Origin of the sequence: Flavobacterium sp. HJSW_4 (assembly GCF_042436695.1) — a bacterium.
Classification (GTDB): domain Bacteria; phylum Bacteroidota; class Bacteroidia; order Flavobacteriales; family Flavobacteriaceae; genus Flavobacterium.
Window position 1 is genome coordinate 1 of the sequence record NZ_JBHNPP010000032.1, and the last position, 25,190, is coordinate 25,190.

Below are 25,190 nucleotides of genomic sequence, written 5' to 3' on the forward strand. Positions count from 1 at the left end.
CAAAATTTAAAGCAATAGAACTTGCATGCCCAATGTGTAAATAACCATTAGGTTCTGGTGGAAAACGAAAGCGAAGTTTAGTATTTGAAAGACCTGATTTTACGTCTTCCTCTATGATTTGTTCAATAAAATTGAGTGATTTCTCTTCTGATGCCATTATTTTATAGTAATTTTAGCAAAGATAAAAAAAAGGTTTCAGCTTTCAGATTTAAAGTTATCTAACTGGCGTAAAACCTGAAATTTGAAACTAGAAACAACATAAAAATGGGAGTTATAAAACTGAAAAATATCCGTACTTTTTCTTACCACGGATGTTTAATTGAAGAAGGAAAAATTGGATCTGATTATACTGTTGATCTAAAAATTAAAACTAATTTACAGAAATCAGCCGAAACAGATCATCTTTTAGACACTGTTGACTACGTACATTTGAACAAAATTGTAGCTGAAGAAATGGCAATTCGTTCGCATTTATTAGAACATGTAGCCAAAAGAATCAATATTCGAGTGCTGGAAGAGATAGAAACTGTAGAAAAAACAACCGTTTGGGTTTCTAAAATTAATCCTCCTATTGGTGGTGATGTTGAGTCAGTTACTATAAAAATGACGGAAATTAGAAAGTAATCGTTCAAATTAAATCTGTATTTTTTTAAAATAGTTTAGTTGAAACTTTTGAAATTTAAAGATTTTAGTTACTTTTGCCAACCGTTCAAGTAATGGCGTCGTGGCCGAGCGGCTAGGCTGGGCTCTGCAAAAGCTCCTACTCCGGTTCGAATCCGGACGATGCCTCAAAAGAGATACAGAAATGTGTCTCTTTTTTTTATGCCTAATTTTTAGAAAAAATTAATTAAAATATTTAGTTCGAATCCGAACGATGCCTTAAAAACCTTCAAAGCAATTTGAAGTTTTTTTTATGTCTGATTTTTTCATCACAATCTTGTCAGAAATGACAAACTGAATCTGTAAATAGTCAACCTTGACAAAGTTCTAAACACAAAAAAGCCTCTGAAAATCAGAGGCTTTTTTGATATAATTAGAGTTATTAACAACTACTTCTTTTCTATTCTTTCGAAAGCATTTTTAACCATTTCTTTCTCTTTTGGAAACCAACCTTGAGTTATCAACACTACTCCAAAAACCATTAAAACAATACTAATTCCTTTTTTAATTTTTAGAATGTTTATCGGTGTCATTTTAGATTTTAACTGTTTGGCTAAAAGTATTTTAATACAATCAACTAACAAATAGGCAACGATAACAGAAACAAAAAAGGTCATCATTCTTGGAGTCTGCATTTGCAATTTTGGACCAATTGAAATAATTACCGCTAACCAAAAACCTAAAACACCAATGTTAATAACGTTAAGTAAAAAACCTTTTACGAATAAACTCCCGTAATTTCTTTTAATAATATCACGATCGATTTCTTCGTCATTTATTTTTTCTCCTTTTTTCAATTTAACAAAAGAGATTATGCCATAAGCCAGCATAATTATACCTCCAAAAATAAACAGTGCTGGTTTATCTTTTAAGCTAGAAATTAACCTATAACTTCCTAGATATGCGATTGCTATGAAAAAAATATCACCTAATACAACGCCACAGTCAAAAGCCAATGCAGCTCTAAATCCTTTTGTAATGCTGGTTTCTAATAGTACAAAAAATACCGGACCTACCATAAAGCTTAGAAAAAGTCCCCAAGGCAGTCCAGCCAAAATATCATTTATCATCAAAATACGACTTGTTATTTTACTTCTTCAATTTTACCTCCAAAAACTGTTTTCTGATTAATTTGTTTCGGTTTTCCATAAATGTAAATAGAGCCTCCTGCGCTCACTTTTGCATCCACAAGGGTAGAAGCATTAACATCTGCTTTTCCTCCCGCAGAAACACTTACAGTAGTCTGAGAAGTGGCCAATTTACTTGCTAGTAAATAACCTCCAGCTCCTAAACTTGCATCTTGATTTGCAGCTTTACCAGTTAATGTAATCGAACCTCCTGATACTGAGCTTACTTTTAACTTATCAACATCTAAATCAACATTTATAATTGCACCTTCTTGTGCACTTACTTTAAACGAAGTTGCTTTAATAGCTTCATTGCTTGTTACGGTTGCTCCTTCGTTAGCATCAATCAATTCTATATGTTTATAATACAAAGTAACTTCAAGATCATTTCCAGATAGAAGTTTTGGAAATGGCATTCTTAATTTTAAAATACCATTCTTATTAACAGCTTCTAATTCTGCTTCTCTTGTTCCTTTTATAACAATTTTATTTTCAGATCCTTGAACTAACTTTACGCTTAATTTATCAAACACTTTAACGGTATCAAAATCACCCAACTCTTTGGTAACCTGACCAAAAGACATTTGTACAAATAAAATTGCTGCTCCTATAATTAGCTTTCTCATACTTTTATTTTTAAATTAATTATTTTATTCTGCTCTTCTCAAAAAGTGAAAATCCAGTTGTTTTTTAACTAAATCGGCATTTTTTACCTTCACATAAATTTCATCTCCTAACTGCAATAAACGATTAGAATTAGCTCCAACCAAAGCATATTGCCTTTCGTCAAAAGTATAGTAATCCTCTTTTATCTCTCTGATTCTCACCATTCCTTCGCATTTGTTTGAAATGATTTCAACATAAATTCCCCATTCAGTAACACCAGAAATAACTCCAAGGAATTCTTCGTCCTGATGATCCTGCATGTATTTAACCTGCATGTATTTAATACTATCTCGTTCAGCATTAGTAGCTAAACTTTCCATGTTAGAACAATGCAACGATTTTGTTTCGTAGGTTTCTTCGTCTACAGAAGCTCCTCCATCCAAATAATATTGTAACAAACGGTGTACCATAACGTCTGGATAACGACGAATTGGCGATGTGAAATGGCTATAATAATCAAAAGCTAAACCATAATGACCAATATTATCAGTCGAATACTTGGCTTTACTCATACTTCTAATCGCAAGAGTATCAATAAGATTTTGTTCTTTCTTACCATTTACTTCTTCCATCAAAGCATTGATAGATTTTGCTATATCGCCTTTTGTTCTAAAATCAATTTTATAACCAAACTTAGCAATTACGTTTTGCATCGCAATTAGTTTGTCTTCATTTGGTTCGTCGTGAATACGGTAAACAAAGGTTTTCTTTTGCTTTCCAATGTATTCAGCTACTTTTCTATTAGCCAAAAGCATGAATTCTTCAATCAAATGATTGGCATCTTTTGATATTTTGAAATAAACACCTTCAGGTTCTCCTTCTTGATTCAGATTAAATTTCACTTCGACTTTATCAAAAGAAATGGCACCTTGCTGCATTCTTTTCTTTCTTAAAATCTTCGCTAATTCATCTAGTTTTAAAGTCGCTTCAACAATTTCATCTGAAACAACATAAGAATCTCCAGTAATAGAAATATCAACCGGAATTGTATTATTTCCTTTTGTTTCAATGATATGCTGAGCTTCTTCGTAAGCAAAACGCTGATCTGAATAAATTACAGTTCTTCCAAACCATTGGTTAATAACTTGAGCTGTCGGAGAAACTTCAAATACTGCAGAGAAAGTATATTTCTCCTCATTCGGACGTAACGAACAAGCAAAGTTAGACAATACTTCAGGAAGCATTGGCACTACTCTATCGACCAAATAAACCGAAGTAGCTCTTTGATACGCTTCATCATCCAGAATCGTACCTTCTTCTAAATAATAGGAAACATCAGCAATGTGAATACCAATTTCGAAATTTCCGTTTTCTAACTTTTTGAAAGACAAGGCATCATCAAAATCTTTTGCATCTTTCGGGTCAATCGTAAACGTAAGTGTATCACGCATATCACGACGTTTTGCAATCTCAGATTCCTGAATTGAAGTATCCAGTTTTTGTGCAAAAACCTCTACTTCTACTGGGAAATCAGATGGCAAACCATATTCTGCTAAAATTGCATGAATTTCTGTATTGTGTTCTCCAGGTTTTCCAAGTACTCGAATTACAGATCCAAACGGACTATCAGCTCTTTTTGGCCAATCTTCTATCTTCACTAAAACTACATCTCCATTTTCTGCTTCACCAATTTTATCCTTTGGAATAAAAATATCGGTATACATTTTAGGATTTGCAGTAGATACAAAAGCAAAATTTGGCTGCATATCTATTACACCTACAAACTCTGTTTTATCTCTTTCAATAATTTCAATTACTTCACCTTCAGGTCTTTTTCCTTTTCTTCTGTTATAAACGTAAACTTTTACTTTGTCTTTGTCTAATGCACGATTCAAATTATTGGTAGGAATAAAAACATCTTCTGAAAAATCAGGACAAACAAAATATGCCGTTTTTCTACTCGTCATATCTATTGTTCCTTCGTAATAATCTTGGCTAACTGCTTTGACTAAGTATTTTCCAGGTTCTGTTTCTATAATCTTCTTTTGAGCTGCAAGAATCTTTAAATCTTTTATAATCTGATTTCTGCTATTGGTATCGTCTAATTCTAGCTTAGCTCCTATTTGTTTGTAATTGAAAGGTTTATTAGCATTTTGCGATAAAATTTTAAGTATTTTTCCAGAGAAATCTTTCTCCTTTTTTATCGGCTTTCTAATTTTCTTACTCATATATCTTTTCTAATAAGGCTTAAAATTACAAATAAGATATCAGATAATACTTTTTAGCAAATAGAATTATTAAAAATATAACTTTTCGTACATTTACAAAAAGACCTAAAATGGAAAGCTTTAAAACGATCGCCGTATTCAATTATCTGCACGAAACCGTAGTTCTCAAACACTTACTGGAACAAGAAGGAATCCCTTATTTTTTCGAAAACGAAATGACACTCTCCGTTATGCCGTTTTACTCCAATGCGCTTGGTGGCATCAAACTCAAAGTTCATCCAAACGATTTCGATCAAGTTCAAGAAATTCTGGATAATCTCAACAACCCTCTCAAAATCGTCTGAAACAAAATTCAAACAAATTCAAAACAGAGTAAAATTCAATTCAAAAAAATTTTTTTTCCTTTTCAACCTTTTTTAGTTTTCAACATATATTAAATACAACAAAAAAGATTTTTAAAAATTTAAAAAAATTTGTTGGTTATTATAGTGTGTTAATATGTCGAATAAATTTATTTTTAAAAGTATTGAAATGAAGTTTCTCTTAGTTATTCTGAGTTATCAACATAGTTATTTTTAGTTAAATGATTAATTTATAAGACTTTTTGTATTTTAATTAACAACGGTTGACAACCAAAAATGAATTGATTTTGTAGATAAGTTGATATGTTGATTTCTGTTGAAAATGGTATTTTTGATATTGATAACTTTTCCAAAAATTCACGAAACTTTTCTTGCATATTAAATTCCAGTTTTGGATTATGGAATTTTTCGAAACAACCAAAAAAAACTTCTAATTTTCTTTTCGAACTTATTAACATTTTCTGTTAACTTAAAGTTAATTGAATATCAACGAATTACGAACTGCTATTAACACCTCAAAATTTTAACAAATATTCTGAATTTTATTTATTGATTATGAGATAGTTATATAGTTATCAAAAATGTTAATAACCTCATAAATATTTGAAAGTAAGATAGTTGTAAAACGAAGGTTTTATGCCACGAATTTCACGAATGTACACTAATTATAGTTGCATTGTTGAGAATGTAATTAAAAAGAAAAAAATTTGTGAAAATTAGTGTAATTAGTGGCAAACATCTTTTTATTAAGTAAATTTGCAATACACAACTTAATAGTATTAAAAATGAAAATTTCAATAGGAAACGATCACGCAGGACCAGAATATAAAAAAGCAATTGTTGAAATGCTGAAAGCTAGAGGATATGAGGTAACTAACTATGGTACAGATACTGACGCTTCTGTAGATTATCCAGATTTTGGACATCCGGTTGCCAATGATGTATCTGAAGGAAAAGCTGATTTTGGAATCGTAATCTGCGGAAGCGGTAACGGAATCGCAATGACTGTTAATAAACACCCGAAAGTAAGAGCTGGTTTATGTTGGACTAAAGAAATCGCGTATTTAACACGTTTACATAATGATGCAAATATTGTGAGTATTCCAGCGAGATTCACATCGATTCATCAGGCTGTTGAAATCGTTGAAACTTTCCTTGATACGGCTTTTGAAGGTGGAAGACACCAAAATAGAGTGAATAAAATCGCTTGTGCGTAAAAAGTCAAAAAAAAATTCGGTGCTGCGCACCTATTCATAAACACACCGGACCGATTTTTAAATTTGTCCGGTTTTTATTTAACTAATTATAATTCAGTTATTTAAATTGTTTATAAAACACTATTTTTTGAGTTATTAACAATGTTAATATCTACTTTTTATAGTTTAGAAAGGCAATAATAAGTGTTGCTTGAATTGCTAAAATCACTACAAACTTCACAATAAAAGAAGTTTTACTCGTTTTATGTTTAAAGAATAACATCGCTGTTAATAACCCTGGTGAACCTCCAGTTAAAGCCATGAGAAACAAGGTTTTTTCAGGAATTCGTCGATTATTTTTTCTGGCTTGAGATTTGTCATATCCAGCTAAAATGAAAACTATGACATTTATAATCGAAAAATAAAGTAATAAAATTCTCATAAATTATTAATAAAATTCGTACAAAGATATTATTTTAGTTCCATCAAAGTAAGAACAAAAAATATAATTATAATCAATATGAGTCCAATACAATTATTTGAAGAAAAAAAGGTAAGAAGTCATTATGACGCTGAAAATGAAATTTGGTATTTTTCGGTAATTGATGTTATTCAAATTTTAACTGATAGTGTCAATCCAAGAGATTATTGGTATAAAATGAAAATTAGAGTTAAAACAGATGATGGACTTGAACTGTCGACACTTTGTCGACAGTTCAAAATGCTCGCAGAAGACGGGAAAAATCGTCTCACAGATACTGCAGATACCGAAACTTTATTGCGTTTAATTCAATCTATTCCTTCTCCAAAAGCAGAACCTTTTAAACAATGGTTGGCAAAAGTAGGTTATGAAAGGATTCAGGAAATTGGAGACCCGTCGCAAAGTGTAGATCGCGCTCGTGAAAACTGGCAAAATATGGGACGAAGCGAGAAATGGATTCAACAGAGAATGACAGGACAGGAGACTAGAAATAAACTGACAGATTATTGGAAAGAATCTGGTGTTGAAGGAAAGGATGAATTTGCATTGTTAACAAATATTATTCATCAAGAATGGACAGGATTATCTGTTAAAAAACATAAAGAAGTAAAGGGATTGGAATCTCAAAATTTACGTGATCATATGTCTGAAGCTGAATTAATTTTTACGGCGCTGGCAGAGCTTTCTACACGTCAGATCGCTGAAAGTGATGAAGCAAAAGGATTAGTAGAAAATGCGCAAGCGGGTAAAAAAGGAGGTTCTATTGCTAAAAATGCACGAATAGCTCTGGAAGATAAAACAGGTAAAAGTGTGGTAACAGGAGAAAACTTTTTACCTCCAAGTAAAAAAAATCTAGACTAAAATAGAATTAAAACTTTTAAAAGATTTATATTAATTTTAATTAGTATAAAACAACAATATATATAAAAAACGCTGCAAAAATTATAAAACACTTTTGCATCTTTGCTATTCAAAATAAAATAAGAATGACCAATATTCAATTTATTGCCAAGTCTGTTCAGGCGCCCGCAGTTAGTATTCAAAACACAGTAAAATTATTAGAGGAAGACTGTACGATTCCGTTTATTTCGCGTTACCGAAAAGATGCAACGGGAAATCTTGATGAAACTGTTATTGAGCTGATTGCCAAATTGCAGAAAGAATACGATACACTTATAAAACGTAAAGAAGCTGTTTTAAAATCGATCGAAGAGCAAAAAGCACTTACGCCAGAATTGAAGAAAAAGATAGAAGACAGTTTTGATTTACAAGAAATTGAAGATTTCTATCTTCCATATAAAAAGAAGAAAAAAACAAAAGCCGATGTTGCGCGCGAATTTGGTCTTGAACCTTTAGCAAAACTAATTATCTCTGAAAGTGATGCTGATATCGATTTTATTTCGACGCAATATATTAATGAAAATGTTATTAACGAAGAAGCCGCCATTCAAGGTGCAAGAGATATTGTAGCAGAGTGGATCAACGAAAATATTTATGTTCGTAAACAACTTCGTAGATTGTTTCAGCGAAAAGCGACTATTGCTACAAAAGTCGTTAAAAAGAAAGCTGAAGAAGAAGGAGCAAAAAAATTCGATCAGTATTTTGATTGGGAAGAACCGTTGACAAAAGCGCCTGCGCACCGTTTATTAGCAATGCTTCGTGCAGAAAATGAAGGTTTTATAAAAATGAAAATTGATGTTGATATCGACGATGCATATGATGTAATTGACGAAATTATCATTAAAAAACAAAATAATTCAACGGCTCATTTACAGCTAGCGATTGAAGACAGTTATAAACGTTTGTTGAATCCAGCGATTGGAAACGAAACTTTACAGGAAGCAAAAGCAAAAGCTGACGCGAATTCTATTCAGGTTTTTGCCAACAATTTAGGTCAGTTATTATTGGCGCCGCCGTTGGGAGAAAAACGTATTTTGGCAATCGATCCAGGATTTAGAAGTGGTTGTAAAGTAGTTTGCTTAGACGAAAAAGGCGACTTATTATACAACGAAACGATTTATCCGCACGCGCCTCAAAACGAGGAAACTATGGCGATAAAAAAAATCCGTTCTATGGTAAATGCGTATCAAATTGATGCGATTTCGATTGGAAACGGAACCGCTTCGCGCGAAACAGAATTTTTCATTAAAAAAATCGCGTTTGATAAACCAGTTCAAGTTTTTATCGTTTCAGAAGCGGGAGCTTCGGTATATTCTGCTTCAAAAATTGCGAGAGAAGAATTCCCTAATTATGATGTAACGGTTCGTGGTTCGGTTTCGATCGGAAGACGACTTTCAGATCCGTTGGCCGAATTGGTTAAAATTGATCCAAAAGCAATTGGAGTAGGGCAGTATCAGCATGATGTTGACCAAACGAAATTAAAAGAAGAATTAGATAATACGGTTATTCGTTGCGTGAACTCGGTTGGAATCAACATCAACACTGCAAGTAAACACTTATTGAGTTATGTGAGTGGAATCGGGGAGAAGCTGGCGGAAAACATTGTGCAATACCGTTCTGAAAACGGGCCTTTCGAAGATAGAAAACAACTGAAAAAAGTGCCACGTTTAGGAGATAAAGCGTATCAGCAAGGAGCAGCGTTTATTAGAATTGCAAACGCTAAAAATCCGTTGGATAATTCGGCGGTACATCCAGAGGCTTATCCGGTTGTTGAAAAGATGGCGAAAGATTTGAATATTTCGCTAAATGACTTAATTGCCAACAAAGAGAAAACAGCGCTTATTAAAGCCGAAAAGTATGTAACACCAGAAATTGGTTTGCTTACACTAAAAGATATCATTAAAGAGCTTGAAAAACCTGGATTGGACCCTAGAAAATCTGCTAAGGTTTTTGAATTTGACGCGAATGTAAAATCGATCAAAGATTTGAAAACAGGAATGATTTTACCTGGAATTGTTAATAACATCACCAATTTTGGTTGTTTTGTTGACATCGGAATCAAAGAAAGCGGTTTAGTGCATATTTCGCAGTTAAAAGCGGGTTTTGTGAGCGACGTAAACGAAGTGGTAAAATTACACCAACATGTTGATGTTAAAGTAACTGAAGTTGATGAGGATAGAAAAAGAATTCAATTAACAATGGTTTTATAATATTCTAAATTATAATTAGGACACCACATAAAACGCCCAAACTTCAAAAGTTTGGGCGTTTTTAGTTGTAATCAGTTTAGATTTTGAATGTTATAAAAACTTTTGATAATGAGTAAATTAAACTTTATTAAAGATTGAATGTATGTGTTGAAACTTTATTCTTTAAAATAATTCTTACCTATTCTACTATATTTGCCCGAAATTAAAACCCCGAAAATACCCATGAAAAAAAACTTTTTAATTCTAATAGCATTATTATGCTCAACTGTAGGGCAAGCAAAATTTCTTAAAGCAGTTTTGTACTTTACTGATGGAACTAATAAAACTGGTCTAGCAAAACTTGTTGAAGACGATGACTCAAAAGTTACTTTTAGAGCTAATGAAGATGCAAAATCTGAAAAAATACCTAGCACTGATCTTACTACAATAGTATACACCACGGAATCAGGCAGTATATTTACAATGGAACATCTTTATTTAACAAGCGCTGGTATTTTTTCAGGAAAATTTTCTAATTCCAAAAAAAAGCATTGGTTTGAAATTGTATATACTAAAGAATTTAAAATCGGTAAAATTTTTGATAAAGGGGACGCCAGAAGAAATACTTTCAGATCAGCTAGTTCTTCTTATTTCTTTGGAAAAAAAGATACAGATCATTTAGTTTTTGGCTACAATACTATGGGTAATGTAGTAAAATCATACGGAACAGATGCAACTATGAAAAAAATGGCGAAGCAAGAATTTGCAGATTGTGCTAAAATAAGCAAAGCAATAGAAAAGGAAACATTTGAACTTGATAAAGTATTAAATCAGATTACGGCTATTTTTGATAAAAATAAGTGTAAATAATAAATAGAATTATCTTTTAAAAAAACGCCCAAATTACAATTCGTAATTTGGGCGTTTTTAGTTTAGAGTTATTTCAAAATCACTTTTTTGGTGATGTTTTTAAAATCATCATTGGATATTTTTACAAAATAAATGCCACGAGATTGGTGGGCTAAATTTATTTCTGTCAATTCTGAAGTTGTTTTCTGCTCATGAATGACACTTCCAGATGGAGAAATTATCGAGATAGTAGATTCCCTAGGTGCGTTAATCGTGATTCGATCAGCACTCGGATTGGGGTAAAGCGTGACTGTAGATTTTTCAATATCGAAAGTATCATTAGACAATGTGGCGTTTATAGGTAAATAGAAATTACCTGTTAGTAAAAGGGAGTATAATGTTTTTAATGTTTGATGAAAATAATTATTTGGCTCGTTAAGGTTTTTAAGATCGGCATAAGAAGCATTCAAATGTGCTTGATCTTCGCCGCCCATTGCAGCACAAGCAAAAGCACCTACAAACGTAGGATTATGCCATTGTCCGATTACGGTTCCATTTTGGTTATAACCATCTTTTATATTAAGAGAACCTCCAAGATTTACTCGTACAAAATCTGAAGATTTTTTAGAATAGACTTTAGCCTCAGGAGTACCATACCAAAGATAATCAACCGCAATTCGCCAAGGAGTTCTTGCAGCATCATAAGTATATGTTTTGCCAGCATTGTTATAACCTCCAGCTTGAGAAGAATAAGAACCATCGGCTTGACACCAATCAGAAACTAAACCGCCAACAGCATTATTCTTTGTCAAATTGTTGTTGATAACCGTATATGCCTTTGTTGCAACCTGATTCCAAAAGGCAGTATCATTTGTAAAAACACCAAAAGCTCTGTAATAAGCAGGAGAGAAGTAGGATATATTGGTAATTTGGCTTCCGCCGAATTGATCTCCAGGTTTTAAAACATAAGTATTGGCTTCAACTTCATAATTTTTAATGGCAGTAATAAGGGCTTTTGCATCACTTTTGTAATTGATGTTTCCAGCGCTTGCCCATTGATAATCGGCAACAATCAAGGCAAAAGCGGCATCTAATTCAGCATCTGTAGCTCCGTTTTCACCAGCTTTTCCTCCAGAACAACCGTTTATTTTCCAGTTCATTACTTTGTTAGCATTTACATTGTCTTTGTAATAAAGCCAAAAGCCATCAAAAAGAGCTTTATCGGCCATGTAAGCAGAAAGCAGCATTCCGTATGCAATACCTTCAGAAACAGTTTCGCTTGGATTGTCAAATTTTACTCTGTACAGTCCATTATTGCATTCTTCTACAAAATTGATTTTCCAAGTTTTGTAATTGTTTTCTGCATCTTGACTATTTTTTGATGCAGCCATGATCCCGTTTCCGTATACCTTATTGGCTGGAAAGGGCTGAGTTTGTGACCGGCTTTCTGCTGCGAGCAGAAAAACCATCACGAAAAGTAAGTTTTTCATATCTAAAAATTTGGGACTCTAAAAGTAGGAATTTTTAGATATAAAAAAAATCCCAAACTACATTTTGTAATTTGGGATTTAATAAGTTTTTCGAATTTCTTATTTTGTTTCTTCTTCTTGTTTTTTAGAAGCAGCAGGTTGATCGTCTTTAGCAGCGTTTTTGAACTCCTTAATTCCGCTTCCTAAACCTTTCATTAATTCTGGAATTTTTTTACCTCCAAAAAGTAAAATCACAATACCTACTATTACAAGGATTTCTGTAAGACCTAATCTTCCCATGACTGTATATTTAATGCCGAAGCAAATTGTTTTTCTTAATTATTCCGCAAAGGTATATAGAAATATACGAAATAGAAGTATTTTTAGTTTAAAATATTTGTATCAGACCACGTTAAATATTTTATAAAATCGTAAATTATAGCTCTTCATGAAATTTTTAGAATAAATATCATGACGATTAATTACTATATTTGCTAGCATAAAGAAGCAGAATGACTAAGAAAAAGAAAAAGAATTTTAGGAAAAAACTATTCATTAAAAACCGATTAGTAATTTTAAATGAAGACACTTTTGAAGAGATCTTTTCTTTTAAGCTTACTTTAATGAATGTATTCGTAACATTTACTTTAGGCGGAATATTTCTAATTTTGGTTACTACTTTCATCATTGCATTTACCCCGCTTCGCGAATTTATTCCTGGATATTCTTCGACAGAATTGAAACGAAATGCTACGAGATTGTCCATTAAATCAGATTCTTTAGAAACGGCTTTAAAACAGAATGAAGCTTATATAAAAGGAATTCAGAAGGTTTTGAAGGGAGAATTAGAATATTCAAAATTTAATAAAGATTCTATATTAACAGAATCTGTTGAAGATGCTTCAAATGTAAATATGAAAGCATCTGATGCCGAAATAAAATTAAGAGAAGATGTCTCTGAAACTGAAAAAGAGCTGAAGGCAAAATCTCAAGACAAAAAGAAAAGTGACAAAAAATAATACCACTGAAAATGTCAATTAAGTCAATTGCGGCGAAAATTTTTGCCCGAAAAATATATAAACAAACGCTTAGATGGGCCGAAAAACCAGTTGAAACTCAGCAAAAGGTTTTTAAAAGTTTGATCGAAAATGCTCAAAACACCGAATTTGGAAGAGATCATCACTTTAGTCAGATAAATACTTTTGAGGATTTTCAGAAACGTGTGCCTGTTAGAGATTATGAAGATTTAAAACCATATGTTGAAAAAGTTGTAAAAGGCGAATCAGATATTCTTTGGAAAGGAAAACCATTATATTTTGCTAAAACTTCTGGAACAACTTCTGGAGCAAAATTTATTCCGCTGACCAAAGAATCAATGCCGTATCATATAGAAGCGGCTCGAAATGCAATTCTTCATTATATAAATGAAACCGGAAATGCCGATTTTGTTGACGGAAAAATGATCTTTTTACAAGGAAGTCCCATTCTAACAGAAAAATACGGAATTAAATTTGGAAGACTTTCTGGAATTGTAGCGCATTTTGTTCCGAAATATCTGCAAAAGAATAGAATGCCATCTTGGGAAACCAATTGTATTGAGGATTGGGAAACTAAAGTAGATGCAATTGTAGATGAAACGATAAAAGAAGATATGTCGGTGATTTCTGGAATTCCGTCTTGGGTACAGATGTATTTTGAACGTTTACAGCAAAAAAGCGACGGAAAACAGATTAGCGAGATCTTTAAAAACTTCAATTTGTTTATTTACGGAGGTGTGAATTACGAGCCATACCGCGCCAAATTTGAGCAAATGATTGGTAAAAAAGTAGATAGCATCGAATTGTTTCCAGCTTCTGAAGGATTTTTTGCTTATCAAGATTCACAGAAAGAAAAAGGGATGTTGCTACTTTTGAATTCTGGTATTTTCTATGAGTTTATAAAAGCTGACGAATTCTTTAACGAAAATCCGAAAGTATATACAATTGGAGAAGTTGAGGTAGGAGTAAACTACGTTTTGATTATTTCTACTAATGCGGGACTTTGGCGATATAATATTGGAGACACAATTCAATTTACGTCCTTGGCTCCGTACCGTGTTATAGTTTCTGGACGTATCAAACATTATATTTCGGCTTTTGGCGAACACGTAATTGCCAATGAAGTCGAAAATGCGATGAAAGAAGCTGTAAATTCTACCAATATCGTTATTAACGAATTTACGGTAGCGCCGCAAATCACGCCAGCCAGCGGATTGCCTTATCACGAGTGGCTGATCGAATTTGAAAAAGAGCCTGAAAACATGGAGGTTTTTGCTGAAACGATTGACAATTCAATGCGAAAGCAGAACATTTATTACGAAGATTTAATTACTGGAAATGTTTTAAGAAAAGTAGTTATCACGAAAGTTTCAAAAAACGGATTCCAAGATTACATGAAATCGCAAGGAAAACTGGGCGGCCAGAATAAAATTCCGAGATTATCAAATAATAGAGATATTGCAGATAATTTGAAGTAGAATTTAGCTTTTAGAAAAGACCTTCTAACAATTTGTTAAATGCTAATTCATTAAAGTTATATATATAATTCCTACTTTCGTTAGTCGAAAGTATTCGAATCTTCTTTAAAGGAAGATGATTTTAAAATTAAAAAGACATGAAAGAAACTAAACATATATCAAGATCTAGAGCGCAGGAATCTTCTGCGGCGATAGAAAAAATGTACATTACAATGCGCCATTTATTCAACCGTGGTTTTTACAAACCAATGGGAGTTTCTGGTGACAGTTTGAGAGAATCATTATTAGCGTTACGTCCTGAAATCTACGGAAATATCGCCGAAGAAAAGGTAGAACTTAACGGACTTTTATACGTTATTGAGCGTCTTCCAATCGGAATCGAGCAATGTCGTTTTATCAATTTAACTTCAGACGAAGGCTATTCTAAATCTCATTTTCAAGCAATTGTTCCTCCAAAAAGAAGAAGAAACTGCTACAGAATTGACGAAGAACAAATGAATGTCGAAATCACACGCGGACGTTCAGACATTTACGATATTTTGACTCACTTAACTTTCATTTTCATTGAATCTCATAAAATTAAAAACAGAGTTTTAGTAGACGATGGAGGAGAAGTTTCTCGCGATTGGCAAAAACTGGAACAAGCGGTTATGCAAACCAAAAAGCTTACTTTGGTTGAAAAAGAAAAAGCGATTTCTCACGTTGCAAATATTTTAGCTAGAACTTTCGAGGAAGTTTTAGACATTTACGACGCATTTGGTTCTGAAACTGCACCAGATCGTTTCTTGCACGTTATTTATTGGTTAGGAAAATTAGCAATTGAAGAAATTGTTGAAAACAATAAACGTACAATTACTTTTAGTCCAGTTTTGCGTGAGCGTTTAGGACACCACATTCACGGAGAAATCTGGGCAACCAACATCAAAGAAGTTTTAAAAGCAAACGATTTGCTGAAAAGACCAATTCACGTGATCAGTGCGAATATGCACAGTGTAATGAATTCTATTTTTGCGACGCCATTGTTAAAAACTAAATTTAAAGGAAAAACAGATTTCTTTATTTATGAAGAATTAAGTGGTTCGGGTTCAAAAGAAATTAGAGGTCAGGTTGAAGATTTGGCTTTAAAAAGCGGAATGATTTCATTGCCAGATTGTTCAGGAACCAATATAGATGTTCAGATTTTTGATACAGCTAAAATTGACTGGTCAAAAACGGCTTTTTCGCATGCTAATGTAGGTGAAGAGAAACCAGTTATTATCGTAATGGATTATGCTTTTGGAGAACAAGCTTACGAAACAATTGATGAACTTTTAAAACCATTTAAAAAAGAAACTTTACTAAATGTAAAATCGGTTTCTATTATGGGTAAAGCCGGAATTTTAGAAGGTGGAAAAGGAGATATCATGATTCCGACTGCACATATTAACGAAGGGACAGCAGATAATTATTTCTTTGAAAATGAATTGACAGGTTCAATGTTCGAAGGAAATGACATTGATATTTATGAAGGAGCAATGGTTACCGTTTTAGGAACTTCGTTGCAAAACAGAGATTTACTTAAATTTTTCCACGAATCGACTTGGGGTGTAATTGGACTTGAAATGGAAGGTTCTTACTACCAAAAAGCAATTCAGTCGGCATCAAAAATTAGAAAAAGTGTACCGCACGATATTAAAGTTCGTTACGCTTATTATGCATCAGATAACCCTCTTGAAACAGGAAGTACACTAGCTTCAGGCGGATTAGGAACAACTGGTGTAAAACCAACTTATTTGATTACTATTAAAATTTTAGAACAGATTTTCAATATAAAATAATTGTAAATGAGTACAAAAGTACCGCAAGATAATCCAGATCAGGAGATTGATATTTTTCAGCTTTCAAAAAGTATTGGTAGTTTTTTTGATAGAATCAATGCCATGATTTTTCAATCTATTCATTTTTTTGTTCGAAACTGGATTATCGTTTTAATTTTAATTGTTTTAGGATTTGGACTGGGCTGGTTTTTAGATGCAAATAAAAAAACATTTGAAAATCAAGTTATTGTAACTCCAAATTTTGGCAGTGTAGATTATCTTTATTCTAAAATAGATTTGATCGAATCTAAAATTATTGCTGGCGATACTGCTTTCTTGAAAAAAGAAGTTGGAATTAATAAGCCTAAATTGATCAGAAAAATTGAAATTAAACCAATTGCCGATGTTTATAAATTTATTGAAGACAACGAGCAAAATTTTCAATTGATCAAATTAATGGCTGAGGTTGGAGAGGTAAAAAAAGTATTAGAGGATAATGTGACGAGTAAAAATTATACTTTTCATACTATTTCTTTTGTAACGGATCAAATTACTAATGAAAAGGATATTGTAGAACCATTATTAAAATACCTAAACAGTTCGGAGTATTTTAATGCGCTACAAAAAATTGGATATAAAAACCTTGCAGATCAGATCGTTAAAAACGATACTATTATTAGTCAAATTGACCAAGTGTTAAATGGTTTCTCTAGCGCTGTAAAAAATGGAGCTAAAAACGATAAATTGGTTTATTACAATGAGAATACGCAGCTGAACGATATCATTAAAACAAAGCAATCTTTAATTTTAGAGCAGGGTAAAAACAGACTGAAATTAGTTAATTATGATAAAGCAATTAAGGAGATAAATTCAACTTTAAATAGAAATAATACTAAAATTACAAACGGAAACTTTAAACTTTTATTTCCTGTATTATTCCTTTTCCTTTTTGTTTTGATTCATTTGTTTCAGAAGTTTTATCGTAATCAGCTTTTGAAATCTCAGGTAAATAAAATTTAAAAAAAGCGATTTTTTATTTGTTAACTATGCCTAAATCAATTGAAAACAAATATTTTTTTTGATAAAATCAGTAACAATTCTTTCTTAAAGCAAAGTATTGTTACTTTGTTTTTGAGGATTTCTGGAGCGGCTCTCTTATTTGGTTTTACTGTTTTTTTGACAAAATCTTTTAGCCCTAAAATTGTGGGCCAATATGATTTTGCGCGTACTTTTCTTTTGGTTGTTGGAAGCATTTGTTTGTTGGGTTTTGATCAGTCTATTTTATATTTTAAAGGAATACTAACCAGCAAAAAATCTTTAGAAGAATTAAAAAATATATACGGAAAAATGGTTCTGATGCTATTTTTGGCATCATTAACGGCTTTATTAATTATTTTGATAATTGATAAAAAAACAATCAACAATTATTTCTCAGACAACGAAGTTTATCCAATAATTTTAAAATCAGCTATTGCGTTATTTTTTTCAGGAATATCGATGTTAAATACAGAGATTTTTAGGGCATTAGATAAATTAATTGTTGCTGAATTATTTAGAAATGTAATTAAATACGTTCCATTAATTTTAGGCGCAATAATTTTGTTTTATTATCAAAAAGAAACCTATCTCGTAGATGTTTTTTTAATCGGATTTGTTGCTTTGGCGATTATAAGTTCAATTTTTGTTTTTGTCTATTTTAAAAAGATAAAAAAGCAAGATTTGACAGAAAACATATCTCACAAAGAAATATTTTTTAAATCCTATCCGATTGCAATTAGCGGAATGGCGCTATTTTTATTAATGAGTTTTGATATCTTGTTTTTAAAAAAATACCGTAATGACGAAACAGTTGCTTTTTACTCGGTTGGGTTTAAAATAATGACAATAGTTTCGATTATTATAATTACCATAAACATTACAATTTCATCCAAAATTTCAGAATATTTTTCAGGCAATAACAGAGAAGAATTGGCTAAGATTTTAAAAAATAGCTCGCGTACCATTTTTAGCATAACGCTTCCGATAATTATTCTTTTGAGTGTTTTTTCAGATTATATTTTATCTTTTTTCGGGGAAGGATATATAGCCGCGAAACAAGCTTTTTTGATTTTAATAATCGGCCAAGGAGTTTGTTCGGCATTTGGTTCCTCTTCTGTTTATTTGAATATGACAGGGAGACAGCATATTTATCAGATAATTTTAATTATTGCTGTGATAATAAACTTTGTCCTGAATAGATTTTTAATTCCTATTTATGGAATGACTGGAGGAGCTATTGCATTCGTTACGAGTACTTTTTTCTGGAATTTTGTTTCAGTAATAATTATTTACAGAAAGGATAAAATGAAAGTTTTTCTGAATTAAATGGAAGAAACAAATTCTCATATTGAAAGTACTTTTTTCAGCATTATTGTTCCAGTTTATAATGTTGAAGATTATCTGGAGCAGTGTCTTAATAGTATTTTGGGTCAGAACTACTTTAATTTTGAGGTTTTGCTTATTAACGATGGGTCAAAAGATTCATCATTAGAAATCTGTAAAAAATACAAGCAAATCCATGATAACATTATTTTGATTGATAAAGAAAATGGAGGAGTATCAGATGCAAGAAATACAGGTTTAAGAATATCAAAAGGTGATTATATTCTTTTTTGTGATAGTGATGATTATTGGGTTGGAACCGACACATTATCCAATATTAATATTTTAATAAGAGAGTCGCAACCAGATTTAATAATCCACGAAGAGAGCCGTTTTTTTTCTAATGAAGATATCATTTGTAAATACAATCAGAAGTTTCTAAAAAACAAGGAAGGAAATTTTACAGATGAAATTATAAATTTGGTTTATTATGATTTGTACGCTCCTGCGCCTTGGGATAAAATTATCAAAAGATCAATTTTGATTAATAACGAATTATTTTTTCCAACAGATAAGAGATCAGAAGATATTGAATGGACTGGAAAATTGATGTATCACATTAAAACATTTAGTGTTTATTCAAAATCATTTTACTTCTATCGTCAGGCTAGAAAAGGTTCATTTACAACGACTATTGAAGAAAAAAATATAGTAGATGTTTATTTGATGGTTAAAAACGGTCTAGAAAAGCAACAGACAAATTCTGAAAAACTGAATCAAGCTGTAGAAAACTATTGGGCTTGCATTTATGCTATAATTTTAAAAGAATTTTACGTACTGTCTTCAAAAAAGAGGCAAGAAATCTGGAACGATTTACTAAATTGGAAATTTTTACTTCAATCGAATCGAAATTTAAAAGTAGATAAAGTAATGTTTTTTTATAAGTATTTATCATTTAGGTTTTTAATATTCTTTTTAAACGGATATCGAATAAAAACATCTTTTTATAAAAAATATAGAGCGTCGAGATAATCATTTTATTTATGCAAATTTTAATTAAAAAAAGTACAGCTACATTTTTATTACTTTCAGCAGTCAATTTGATTGTTGCATTTGTTGCTTTTTTTATTTTGCCACCAAAGTTCTTTTACGATGCTGCCATTATTATTTATGACAAGTTTGGTGAGGTTGGATATATTGGAAGTTATCCGCTTACGATTTTGTTTTATAAAATTACAGGTTTAAAATATTTGCCATTTCCATTAATCGGAATTTTACAATTTCCAATCCTAATGTACATCTTAAACAAAATAGGAATTCCGGATAATTTTGAAAAAGTGAATATTAAAAACATCTTGGTCTATATTGGAATTTTTCTAATGGCTGTTTTTATTTCCATGCCGTCCAAAGAATTTATTACCTTCTTGTGTGTTACTCCTATAGTTTTCATTTACAGAAAAAAGGAATATTCTACTCAAAAAAAAATAATAGTATCTGTTTTTCTTTTGTTTGTTTTTGGAGCTTTATATCGACCGTATTTTGCTTTAATTCCGATAATTGCTGGCGGGATGTATTTAGTAAGTTTTATTAATTTTAAAAATAAAACGGTAATGGTCATTTTTTATGGCTTGCTAATTGCCATTTTTTTGTCTGTAAGTTACGGAATTATAAAAGGCCATTATTTTTCTGAAATTAGCCGTGAGTTAGTAAATACTACCCGAGATAATCCATCTGATGCAAATTCAGCGATTGTTTCACCAATAAAACCGGATACTTGGTATGGCGAAATTTTAGGAATTTTTTACGGTTTCTTCACAGTAAATATTCCTATAAATGGACTTAAGCATATATTTTCACCTCAAATTTTAATATTTATAATTTGGCAACTTCTATTATTTTATATTTTATTAGTACGTTTTTCTAAATGCTTAAAAGAAAAGGAAAAATACAAATATGAATTTTTTGTTCTATTGATTTTATTTTCTTTTTTCATTATTCAAGGTGTTTTCGAACCTGATTTAGGATCAGTCGTAAAACATAAAATCGGTATTTTTCCATTAATCTATTTCGCCTTATATTATGAACATTTCCGAAAAGAACTTCAATAAAATATTCCACTTTTTTTTGTGTCTCATTGGTATTACAATGATTTTCAGAAAACCATGTTCATTGATTATTATTTTGTTTGCAGTATTTAATCTGATCTTTTTCAGAAAATTAGCATATACGAAAAAGGCTGTAATTTTAATGGCTTGCATTGCCTCGCCAATTTTATTAGAATTATTACTTTTTTGGAACAATGATTCTTTTTATAAAGGACTAAAAGCAATTGAAAAAAGCACTTCTTTAATTATATTTCCGTTGTTTATTATTGGAAATTACCATCGGGTGAAATTTCTAAAAATAGCTCAGATTTATACCATATCAACAACTTTTATCATGCTGTGTTTTTTCATTCGGTTCAATGTTGTATACCCAGAACTGATGCAAAAATATTTAAATGGAATTGATCTTTGGGAAATGGGTTATCAATTTGCAGACAGTGTCGGAATTCACGCGCCAGCATTAAACATGCACTTGGCTTTTGTATCAGTTTGCGCATTATATTTTGTTTTTGAAAGTTTTAAAAATCATGATAAAATAAAGACCAAACTTATGAACGTTGTTGTTTTTTTATCATCCTTTTTCTTTGTTCTTTTAGTAAATACCAGAATGGCGTTATTAAACGCTTTAATTGGATTTTTGATTGTTTTCTTTTATGAAATTAAACACCGATTCAACCCTAAGAAAGTTGTATTAACAGGAATTTCAATTGTTGTCTTATTGGGAGGAATTCTGTTTTTATTCCTTCAAAAGAATCCATACATGAAAGAAAAATATTCATCGGTAACTTTTGCATATATGGATAAAGTGGGTAAGTTGGACGAAATTGACCATCCAGAAATTAAGGTTTTTAACTCGCTGGTTACGAGAGTTTCAATCTGGAAATCGGCTTGGGAATTATCGCTAAAAAATCTTCCATTTGGTGTAGGTGCTTCAGATGGAAAACCAGAATTATTTAAATATTATAAAAATACAAATCAGCAATTTTTAGCTAAATACGAATTTCCTACACACAATCAGTTTTTAGATTTTTTATTAAAATTTGGAATTTTGGGACCGCTTGTTGTAACGCTTTATATTTTTACGATCGGATATTTAGGCTATGATTTGAAAAATGGAATAATACTTTCTTTTTTTCTGATTTTTTTTACCTCTAATCTCACTGATGATTTTTTCCTCCGTTTTGATGGAATTGCCTTCAGCGGACTTTGGTCTTCTATTTTTGCAAGTCATTGGTTGCAACAAAAAACGATTCTTGATAGAGATCCGAAAGTTGCTTAAAATTTTGATTTTTGTCAAATAATTCATGACATCTCGCCAAAGCATTTTTACCAAATTTTGCTCTAGTTTTTTCTTCTTTTAAAATTTCAAAGATGGGATCTAACTCAGAAATATCAGTAAATAGAAATCCAGTTTTTTCATGCAGAACGGCATCTTTATTCCCAATAATATTAGTTGCGATAACAGGTTTTTGCAATGCCATAGCTTCGAGAACGGCAATGGGCAAACCTTCCCAAAGAGAAACCTGTATGTAAATATCAATATTGTTAAGTTCTTTTAAGACCGTTTTTCGATCTAAAATCCATCCTGTAATTCGAATGTTTGGAGCTGTAATTAAATGCCTTAACTCACCGTCTCCAATCCATACAAAATCGAAGTCTGGAAATTTTAAGGCAATTTTGTTGAACATTTCAGGATTTCTGGCAGCTGTAATCCTAGCCATAATTCCAATCGTTAATTTTTCATTTTGATGAGGTGCAAATTGTTCTTGAACATTTGCAATGTCAATTCCGTTTCGGACTAATTTTACAGGACCTAATTTTTTTGCAATTTCAAATTCAGTATCTCCACACGCAATCGTAACGCCTCCAAACAGAGTTTGAGTATATTTTTCAATTAGCCAATATAATTTCCGAATAGGTTTTGAAGCATCTGTTCTAAGAAAAGAATAGCCATGCGGAGAATAATAAAGCTTCTTTTTTTTGAACAAGAAGAAATAAGCAACTCTTCCTAAAACACCAGCTTTTGAAGAATGAAGATGGATAACATCGGGATCTATTTTTTTCAGTTCTTTTGTTAACTGAATTACAGATTTTAAATCTTGTAAAGGAGAAAAATTCCGTAACATATTAATTTCTAATAAATTGATGTTACTTGAAAATTCAGATTTAATTTTATCTCTGTTTATTTCTTTTCGGTTTCCGCTATAAATTATTGTAGTCTCAATGTGTCTTTTAACTTCATCATCACCAAAATAAGCTGATAAATCATTAAAATAAGTATAAACGCCTCCGCCAAGGGCTTCAATAACATGTACGACTTTCAAAAGGATAGGATTATTTTATCGTAAAAATAGATAATTAAGATTAATATTGATTTGAAATGAGTTAACTTATTTTAAAATTATGGCTTTGGTTATTCTTTATTAAAGGGTCATATTTTATTACATTTGCAAGGATTTCTTAAGCTTTTTGCTAAGAATTGATTTCAAGATGTTTAATTAGAACTGTTTATGAAAAGAATACTTATTACTGGAGCGGCAGGATTTTTAGGATCGCATTTATGTGACAGATTTATCAAAGAAGGTTACTTTGTAATCGGAATGGATAACTTGATTACGGGAGATCTTAAGAATATTGAACATTTATTCAAATTAGAAAATTTCGAATTCTATCACCATGATATTACCAAGTTTGTTCATGTTCCAGGCGATTTAGATTATATATTGCATTTTGCATCACCAGCAAGTCCTATAGATTATTTAAAAATTCCGATTCAGACTTTGAAAGTGGGTTCTTTAGGAACGCATAATTTGCTTGGATTAGCGCGAGTAAAAAAAGCCAGAATTTTGATTGCTTCGACTTCAGAAGTTTACGGAGATCCTTTAGTGCATCCACAAACTGAGGAGTACTACGGAAACGTAAATACAATTGGTCCACGTGGGGTTTATGATGAAGCAAAACGTTTTCAGGAATCAATTACAATGGCATACCATACTTTTCACGGTGTAGAAACTAGAATTGTGCGTATTTTTAATACTTACGGACCAAGAATGCGATTAAACGACGGACGTGTAATTCCAGCGTTTATTGGACAAGCTTTACGCGGAGAAGATTTAACGATTTTTGGCGACGGAATGCAGACGCGTTCTTTCTGTTATGTTGATGATCAAGTCGAAGGTATCTACAGATTATTGCATTCAGATTATGTTTATCCAGTAAATATTGGAAATCCGGATGAAATTACAATCAAAGATTTTGCTGAAGAAATTATAAAATTAACAGGAACAAATCAGAAAGTCGTTTATCATCCACTGCCAGTAAACGATCCATTACAGCGTCAGCCAGATACAACAAAAGCCAAAGAATTGTTAGGCTGGGAAGCGAAAGTAAATCGTGCCGAAGGAATGAAAATCACTTATGATTATTTCAGATCGTTATCTCCAGAAGAACTTTCAAAAGAAGAGCATAAAGACTTTTCTAGTTATATAAAATAAACTTCAGACAGCTCGAATTTGAATAAAGTTCGAGTTGTTTTTTAATTAATTTCCCCAATCGACCAAGTTCCAAATGAGCGAATTAGTTTCTATTATTGTCCCAACTTATAATACTGAAAAGTTCATTAGGCAAACCATTGAATCTGTTCAAAATCAAACCTATCAAAATTGGGAAATGATTTTGGCTGATGATGCTTCAACTGACCAAACGGTTTCTATAATTGAAGAATTTGCTCAAAAAGATAACCGAATAAAACTCTTCAAATTACCAGAAAATCGCGGAAACGGTTTTGCCAGAAACGCTGCTTTAGAAAAAGCAACTGGAAAATATATTGCGTATTTAGATTCTGATGATTTATGGTTTCCTGCGAAACTAGAAAAGCAGGTTCAGTTTTTAAAAGCAAATGATTTGCACTTTACTTTTAGTTTTTACGATTCTATTGACGAAGAAGGAAATGATTTAAACAGAAGAGTTGAATCGCCAAACCCATTGAGTTATAAACAATTGTTTTTCTGCAATTATGTAGGCAATTTGACCGCCATTTACGATGCAGATTATTTCGGAAAAATTATTCTGGAAACCACGCAAAAACGCCAGGATTGGAGAATTTGGCTTACGATTGTAAAACAAATTAAAATTGCAAAACCAGTTCCAGAACCTTTGGCATTTTACAGAATCAGAAAAGATTCTGTTTCGTCTTCAAAATTCAAATTGATAAAACACAACTTTGGCGTTTATAGAGAATTCCACGGATATAATTTTGTGTTTGCTGTTTTACTGATGATGAGGTTTTTATATACTCAATTGATTGTGAAACGACGATATATAAAGAAAATTTAGTTTGGAGGTCG

General features: G+C 31.7%; 24 protein-coding genes and 1 tRNA gene. 17 read left to right on the forward strand and 8 right to left on the reverse strand.

Going from position 1 to position 25,190, the window contains the following annotated elements; genetic code table 11:
- Positions 1 to 157, reverse strand: a 157-nt coding sequence (locus ACE01P_RS20860) for a glutamate--tRNA ligase family protein (RefSeq protein WP_379701019.1), incomplete at its 3' end; no start/stop codon positions are given.
- 107 nt (positions 158 to 264) lie between these two features.
- On the opposite strand from ACE01P_RS20860, the gene folB reads away from it, so the two are divergent.
- Both folB and ACE01P_RS20870 read left to right on the forward strand, forming a co-directional pair.
- Positions 265 to 624, forward strand: coding sequence for a dihydroneopterin aldolase (gene folB, locus ACE01P_RS20865; RefSeq protein WP_379700980.1), 360 nt, complete (start codon positions 265 to 267; stop codon positions 622 to 624).
- 94 nt (positions 625 to 718) lie between these two features.
- A tRNA-Cys gene (locus tag ACE01P_RS20870) sits at positions 719 to 789 on the forward strand.
- Between the two features lie 260 nt (positions 790 to 1,049).
- On the opposite strand, the gene ACE01P_RS20875 is transcribed toward ACE01P_RS20870, so the two are convergent.
- The 3 genes from ACE01P_RS20875 to rnr are packed head-to-tail and all read right to left on the reverse strand — an operon-like array spanning position 1,050 to position 4,621.
- A complete protein-coding gene (locus ACE01P_RS20875) occupies positions 1,050 to 1,730 on the reverse strand; it encodes a LysE family translocator (protein ID WP_379700981.1) in 681 nt (226 codons plus the stop codon).
- Positions 1,731 to 1,744: 14 nt separating this feature from the next.
- Positions 1,745 to 2,413 (reverse strand): head GIN domain-containing protein, encoded by a 669-nt coding sequence (locus tag ACE01P_RS20880; protein ID WP_379700982.1) that lies wholly within the window; start codon positions 2,411 to 2,413, stop codon positions 1,745 to 1,747.
- A gap of 24 nt (positions 2,414 to 2,437) precedes the next feature.
- Positions 2,438 to 4,621 (reverse strand): ribonuclease R, encoded by a 2,184-nt coding sequence (rnr, locus tag ACE01P_RS20885; RefSeq protein WP_379700983.1) that lies wholly within the window; start codon positions 4,619 to 4,621, stop codon positions 2,438 to 2,440.
- Positions 4,622 to 4,731: 110 nt separating this feature from the next.
- Here rnr and ACE01P_RS20890 point away from each other — a divergent pair, with 110 nt between their 5' ends.
- Positions 4,732 to 4,965 carry a putative signal transducing protein gene (locus ACE01P_RS20890; protein WP_379700984.1) on the forward strand — a complete coding sequence of 78 codons (234 nt, stop codon included), beginning with the start codon at positions 4,732 to 4,734 and terminating at the stop codon, positions 4,963 to 4,965.
- A gap of 803 nt (positions 4,966 to 5,768) precedes the next feature.
- On the forward strand, positions 5,769 to 6,200 hold the full coding sequence (rpiB, locus tag ACE01P_RS20895; RefSeq protein WP_008465784.1) for a ribose 5-phosphate isomerase B: 432 nt from the start codon (positions 5,769 to 5,771) through the stop codon (positions 6,198 to 6,200).
- 151 nt (positions 6,201 to 6,351) lie between these two features.
- Here rpiB and ACE01P_RS20900 read toward each other — a convergent pair whose 3' ends face one another.
- The gene (locus ACE01P_RS20900) at positions 6,352 to 6,621 is read right to left on the reverse strand and encodes a DUF1294 domain-containing protein (RefSeq protein WP_379700985.1); all 270 of its coding nucleotides are present in this window, start codon (positions 6,619 to 6,621) and stop codon (positions 6,352 to 6,354) included.
- A 78-nt stretch (positions 6,622 to 6,699) separates the two neighbouring features.
- Here ACE01P_RS20900 and ACE01P_RS20905 point away from each other — a divergent pair, with 78 nt between their 5' ends.
- The 3 genes from ACE01P_RS20905 to ACE01P_RS20915 all read left to right on the forward strand — a co-directional run bounded on the left by ACE01P_RS20905 (position 6,700) and on the right by ACE01P_RS20915 (position 10,619).
- On the forward strand, positions 6,700 to 7,521 hold the full coding sequence (locus ACE01P_RS20905) for a Bro-N domain-containing protein (protein ID WP_379700986.1): 822 nt from the start codon (positions 6,700 to 6,702) through the stop codon (positions 7,519 to 7,521).
- A 125-nt stretch (positions 7,522 to 7,646) separates the two neighbouring features.
- Positions 7,647 to 9,770 carry a Tex family protein gene (locus ACE01P_RS20910; protein ID WP_379700987.1) on the forward strand — a complete coding sequence of 708 codons (2,124 nt, stop codon included), beginning with the start codon at positions 7,647 to 7,649 and terminating at the stop codon, positions 9,768 to 9,770.
- Between the two features lie 222 nt (positions 9,771 to 9,992).
- Complete coding sequence (locus ACE01P_RS20915) at positions 9,993 to 10,619, forward strand: hypothetical protein (protein WP_379700988.1); 627 nt, start codon at positions 9,993 to 9,995, stop codon at positions 10,617 to 10,619.
- A 68-nt stretch (positions 10,620 to 10,687) separates the two neighbouring features.
- On the opposite strand, the gene ACE01P_RS20920 is transcribed toward ACE01P_RS20915, so the two are convergent.
- Positions 10,688 to 12,088, reverse strand: a complete 1,401-nt coding sequence (locus ACE01P_RS20920) for a glycosyl hydrolase family 8 (protein WP_379700989.1) — start codon at positions 12,086 to 12,088, stop codon at positions 10,688 to 10,690.
- A 99-nt stretch (positions 12,089 to 12,187) separates the two neighbouring features.
- A complete protein-coding gene (locus tag ACE01P_RS20925) occupies positions 12,188 to 12,367 on the reverse strand; it encodes a twin-arginine translocase TatA/TatE family subunit (protein WP_008465789.1) in 180 nt (59 codons plus the stop codon).
- A 212-nt stretch (positions 12,368 to 12,579) separates the two neighbouring features.
- On the opposite strand from ACE01P_RS20925, the gene ACE01P_RS20930 reads away from it, so the two are divergent.
- From ACE01P_RS20930 to ACE01P_RS20965, 8 genes are all read left to right on the forward strand, one after another.
- Positions 12,580 to 13,086, forward strand: coding sequence for a peptidase (locus ACE01P_RS20930; RefSeq protein ID WP_379700990.1), 507 nt, complete (start codon positions 12,580 to 12,582; stop codon positions 13,084 to 13,086).
- 11 nt (positions 13,087 to 13,097) lie between these two features.
- Positions 13,098 to 14,582 carry a GH3 auxin-responsive promoter family protein gene (locus ACE01P_RS20935; protein ID WP_379700991.1) on the forward strand — a complete coding sequence of 495 codons (1,485 nt, stop codon included), beginning with the start codon at positions 13,098 to 13,100 and terminating at the stop codon, positions 14,580 to 14,582.
- 137 nt (positions 14,583 to 14,719) lie between these two features.
- The gene (locus ACE01P_RS20940; protein ID WP_379700992.1) at positions 14,720 to 16,399 is read left to right on the forward strand and encodes a DUF6909 family protein; all 1,680 of its coding nucleotides are present in this window, start codon (positions 14,720 to 14,722) and stop codon (positions 16,397 to 16,399) included.
- Positions 16,400 to 16,405: 6 nt separating this feature from the next.
- On the forward strand, positions 16,406 to 17,398 hold the full coding sequence (locus ACE01P_RS20945) for a hypothetical protein (protein WP_379700993.1): 993 nt from the start codon (positions 16,406 to 16,408) through the stop codon (positions 17,396 to 17,398).
- Between the two features lie 39 nt (positions 17,399 to 17,437).
- Positions 17,438 to 18,742 carry an MATE family efflux transporter gene (locus tag ACE01P_RS20950; protein ID WP_379700994.1) on the forward strand — a complete coding sequence of 435 codons (1,305 nt, stop codon included), beginning with the start codon at positions 17,438 to 17,440 and terminating at the stop codon, positions 18,740 to 18,742.
- Positions 18,743 to 19,771, forward strand: a complete 1,029-nt coding sequence (locus ACE01P_RS20955) for a glycosyltransferase family 2 protein (protein WP_379700995.1) — start codon at positions 18,743 to 18,745, stop codon at positions 19,769 to 19,771. It abuts the gene before it with no gap.
- An 11-nt stretch (positions 19,772 to 19,782) separates the two neighbouring features.
- Positions 19,783 to 20,847: a hypothetical protein gene (locus tag ACE01P_RS20960; RefSeq protein WP_379700996.1), complete on the forward strand. Its 1,065-nt coding sequence runs from the start codon at positions 19,783 to 19,785 to the stop codon at positions 20,845 to 20,847.
- A 139-nt stretch (positions 20,848 to 20,986) separates the two neighbouring features.
- On the forward strand, positions 20,987 to 22,123 hold the full coding sequence (locus ACE01P_RS20965) for an O-antigen ligase family protein (RefSeq protein ID WP_379700997.1): 1,137 nt from the start codon (positions 20,987 to 20,989) through the stop codon (positions 22,121 to 22,123).
- Here ACE01P_RS20965 and ACE01P_RS20970 read toward each other — a convergent pair.
- On the reverse strand, positions 22,059 to 23,168 hold the full coding sequence (locus ACE01P_RS20970; protein ID WP_379700998.1) for a glycosyltransferase: 1,110 nt from the start codon (positions 23,166 to 23,168) through the stop codon (positions 22,059 to 22,061). The two genes, ACE01P_RS20965 and ACE01P_RS20970, sit on opposite strands and share 65 nt — an antisense overlap.
- Before the next feature lie 186 nt (positions 23,169 to 23,354).
- Between ACE01P_RS20970 and ACE01P_RS20975 the strand changes: the two genes are divergently transcribed.
- Both ACE01P_RS20975 and ACE01P_RS20980 read left to right on the forward strand, forming a co-directional pair.
- Positions 23,355 to 24,338 carry a UDP-glucuronic acid decarboxylase family protein gene (locus tag ACE01P_RS20975; protein ID WP_379700999.1) on the forward strand — a complete coding sequence of 328 codons (984 nt, stop codon included), beginning with the start codon at positions 23,355 to 23,357 and terminating at the stop codon, positions 24,336 to 24,338.
- 73 nt (positions 24,339 to 24,411) lie between these two features.
- The gene (locus ACE01P_RS20980; RefSeq protein ID WP_379701000.1) at positions 24,412 to 25,179 is read left to right on the forward strand and encodes a glycosyltransferase family 2 protein; all 768 of its coding nucleotides are present in this window, start codon (positions 24,412 to 24,414) and stop codon (positions 25,177 to 25,179) included.
- The last annotated feature ends 11 nt before the right edge of the window (positions 25,180 to 25,190 follow it).

Excerpts from the sequence above, each read along its gene's own strand:
- folB (WP_379700980.1), top strand. The coding sequence starts at position 265 with ATGGGAGTTATAAAACTGAAAAATATCCGTACTTTTTCTTACCACGGA.
- ACE01P_RS20875 (WP_379700981.1), bottom strand. The coding sequence starts at position 1,730 with ATGATAAATGATATTTTGGCTGGACTGCCTTGGGGACTTTTTCTAAGC.
- ACE01P_RS20880 (WP_379700982.1), bottom strand. The coding sequence starts at position 2,413 with ATGAGAAAGCTAATTATAGGAGCAGCAATTTTATTTGTACAAATGTCT.
- rnr (WP_379700983.1), bottom strand. The coding sequence starts at position 4,621 with ATGAGTAAGAAAATTAGAAAGCCGATAAAAAAGGAGAAAGATTTCTCT.
- ACE01P_RS20890 (WP_379700984.1), top strand. The coding sequence starts at position 4,732 with ATGGAAAGCTTTAAAACGATCGCCGTATTCAATTATCTGCACGAAACC.
- rpiB (WP_008465784.1), top strand. The coding sequence starts at position 5,769 with ATGAAAATTTCAATAGGAAACGATCACGCAGGACCAGAATATAAAAAA.
- ACE01P_RS20900 (WP_379700985.1), bottom strand. The coding sequence starts at position 6,621 with ATGAGAATTTTATTACTTTATTTTTCGATTATAAATGTCATAGTTTTC.
- ACE01P_RS20905 (WP_379700986.1), top strand. The coding sequence starts at position 6,700 with ATGAGTCCAATACAATTATTTGAAGAAAAAAAGGTAAGAAGTCATTAT.
- ACE01P_RS20910 (WP_379700987.1), top strand. The coding sequence starts at position 7,647 with ATGACCAATATTCAATTTATTGCCAAGTCTGTTCAGGCGCCCGCAGTT.
- ACE01P_RS20915 (WP_379700988.1), top strand. The coding sequence starts at position 9,993 with ATGAAAAAAAACTTTTTAATTCTAATAGCATTATTATGCTCAACTGTA.
- ACE01P_RS20920 (WP_379700989.1), bottom strand. The coding sequence starts at position 12,088 with ATGAAAAACTTACTTTTCGTGATGGTTTTTCTGCTCGCAGCAGAAAGC.
- ACE01P_RS20925 (WP_008465789.1), bottom strand. The coding sequence starts at position 12,367 with ATGGGAAGATTAGGTCTTACAGAAATCCTTGTAATAGTAGGTATTGTG.
- ACE01P_RS20930 (WP_379700990.1), top strand. The coding sequence starts at position 12,580 with ATGACTAAGAAAAAGAAAAAGAATTTTAGGAAAAAACTATTCATTAAA.
- ACE01P_RS20935 (WP_379700991.1), top strand. The coding sequence starts at position 13,098 with ATGTCAATTAAGTCAATTGCGGCGAAAATTTTTGCCCGAAAAATATAT.
- ACE01P_RS20940 (WP_379700992.1), top strand. The coding sequence starts at position 14,720 with ATGAAAGAAACTAAACATATATCAAGATCTAGAGCGCAGGAATCTTCT.
- ACE01P_RS20945 (WP_379700993.1), top strand. The coding sequence starts at position 16,406 with ATGAGTACAAAAGTACCGCAAGATAATCCAGATCAGGAGATTGATATT.
- ACE01P_RS20955 (WP_379700995.1), top strand. The coding sequence starts at position 18,743 with ATGGAAGAAACAAATTCTCATATTGAAAGTACTTTTTTCAGCATTATT.
- ACE01P_RS20960 (WP_379700996.1), top strand. The coding sequence starts at position 19,783 with ATGCAAATTTTAATTAAAAAAAGTACAGCTACATTTTTATTACTTTCA.
- ACE01P_RS20965 (WP_379700997.1), top strand. The coding sequence starts at position 20,987 with ATGGCTTGCATTGCCTCGCCAATTTTATTAGAATTATTACTTTTTTGG.
- ACE01P_RS20975 (WP_379700999.1), top strand. The coding sequence starts at position 23,355 with ATGAAAAGAATACTTATTACTGGAGCGGCAGGATTTTTAGGATCGCAT.
- ACE01P_RS20980 (WP_379701000.1), top strand. The coding sequence starts at position 24,412 with ATGAGCGAATTAGTTTCTATTATTGTCCCAACTTATAATACTGAAAAG.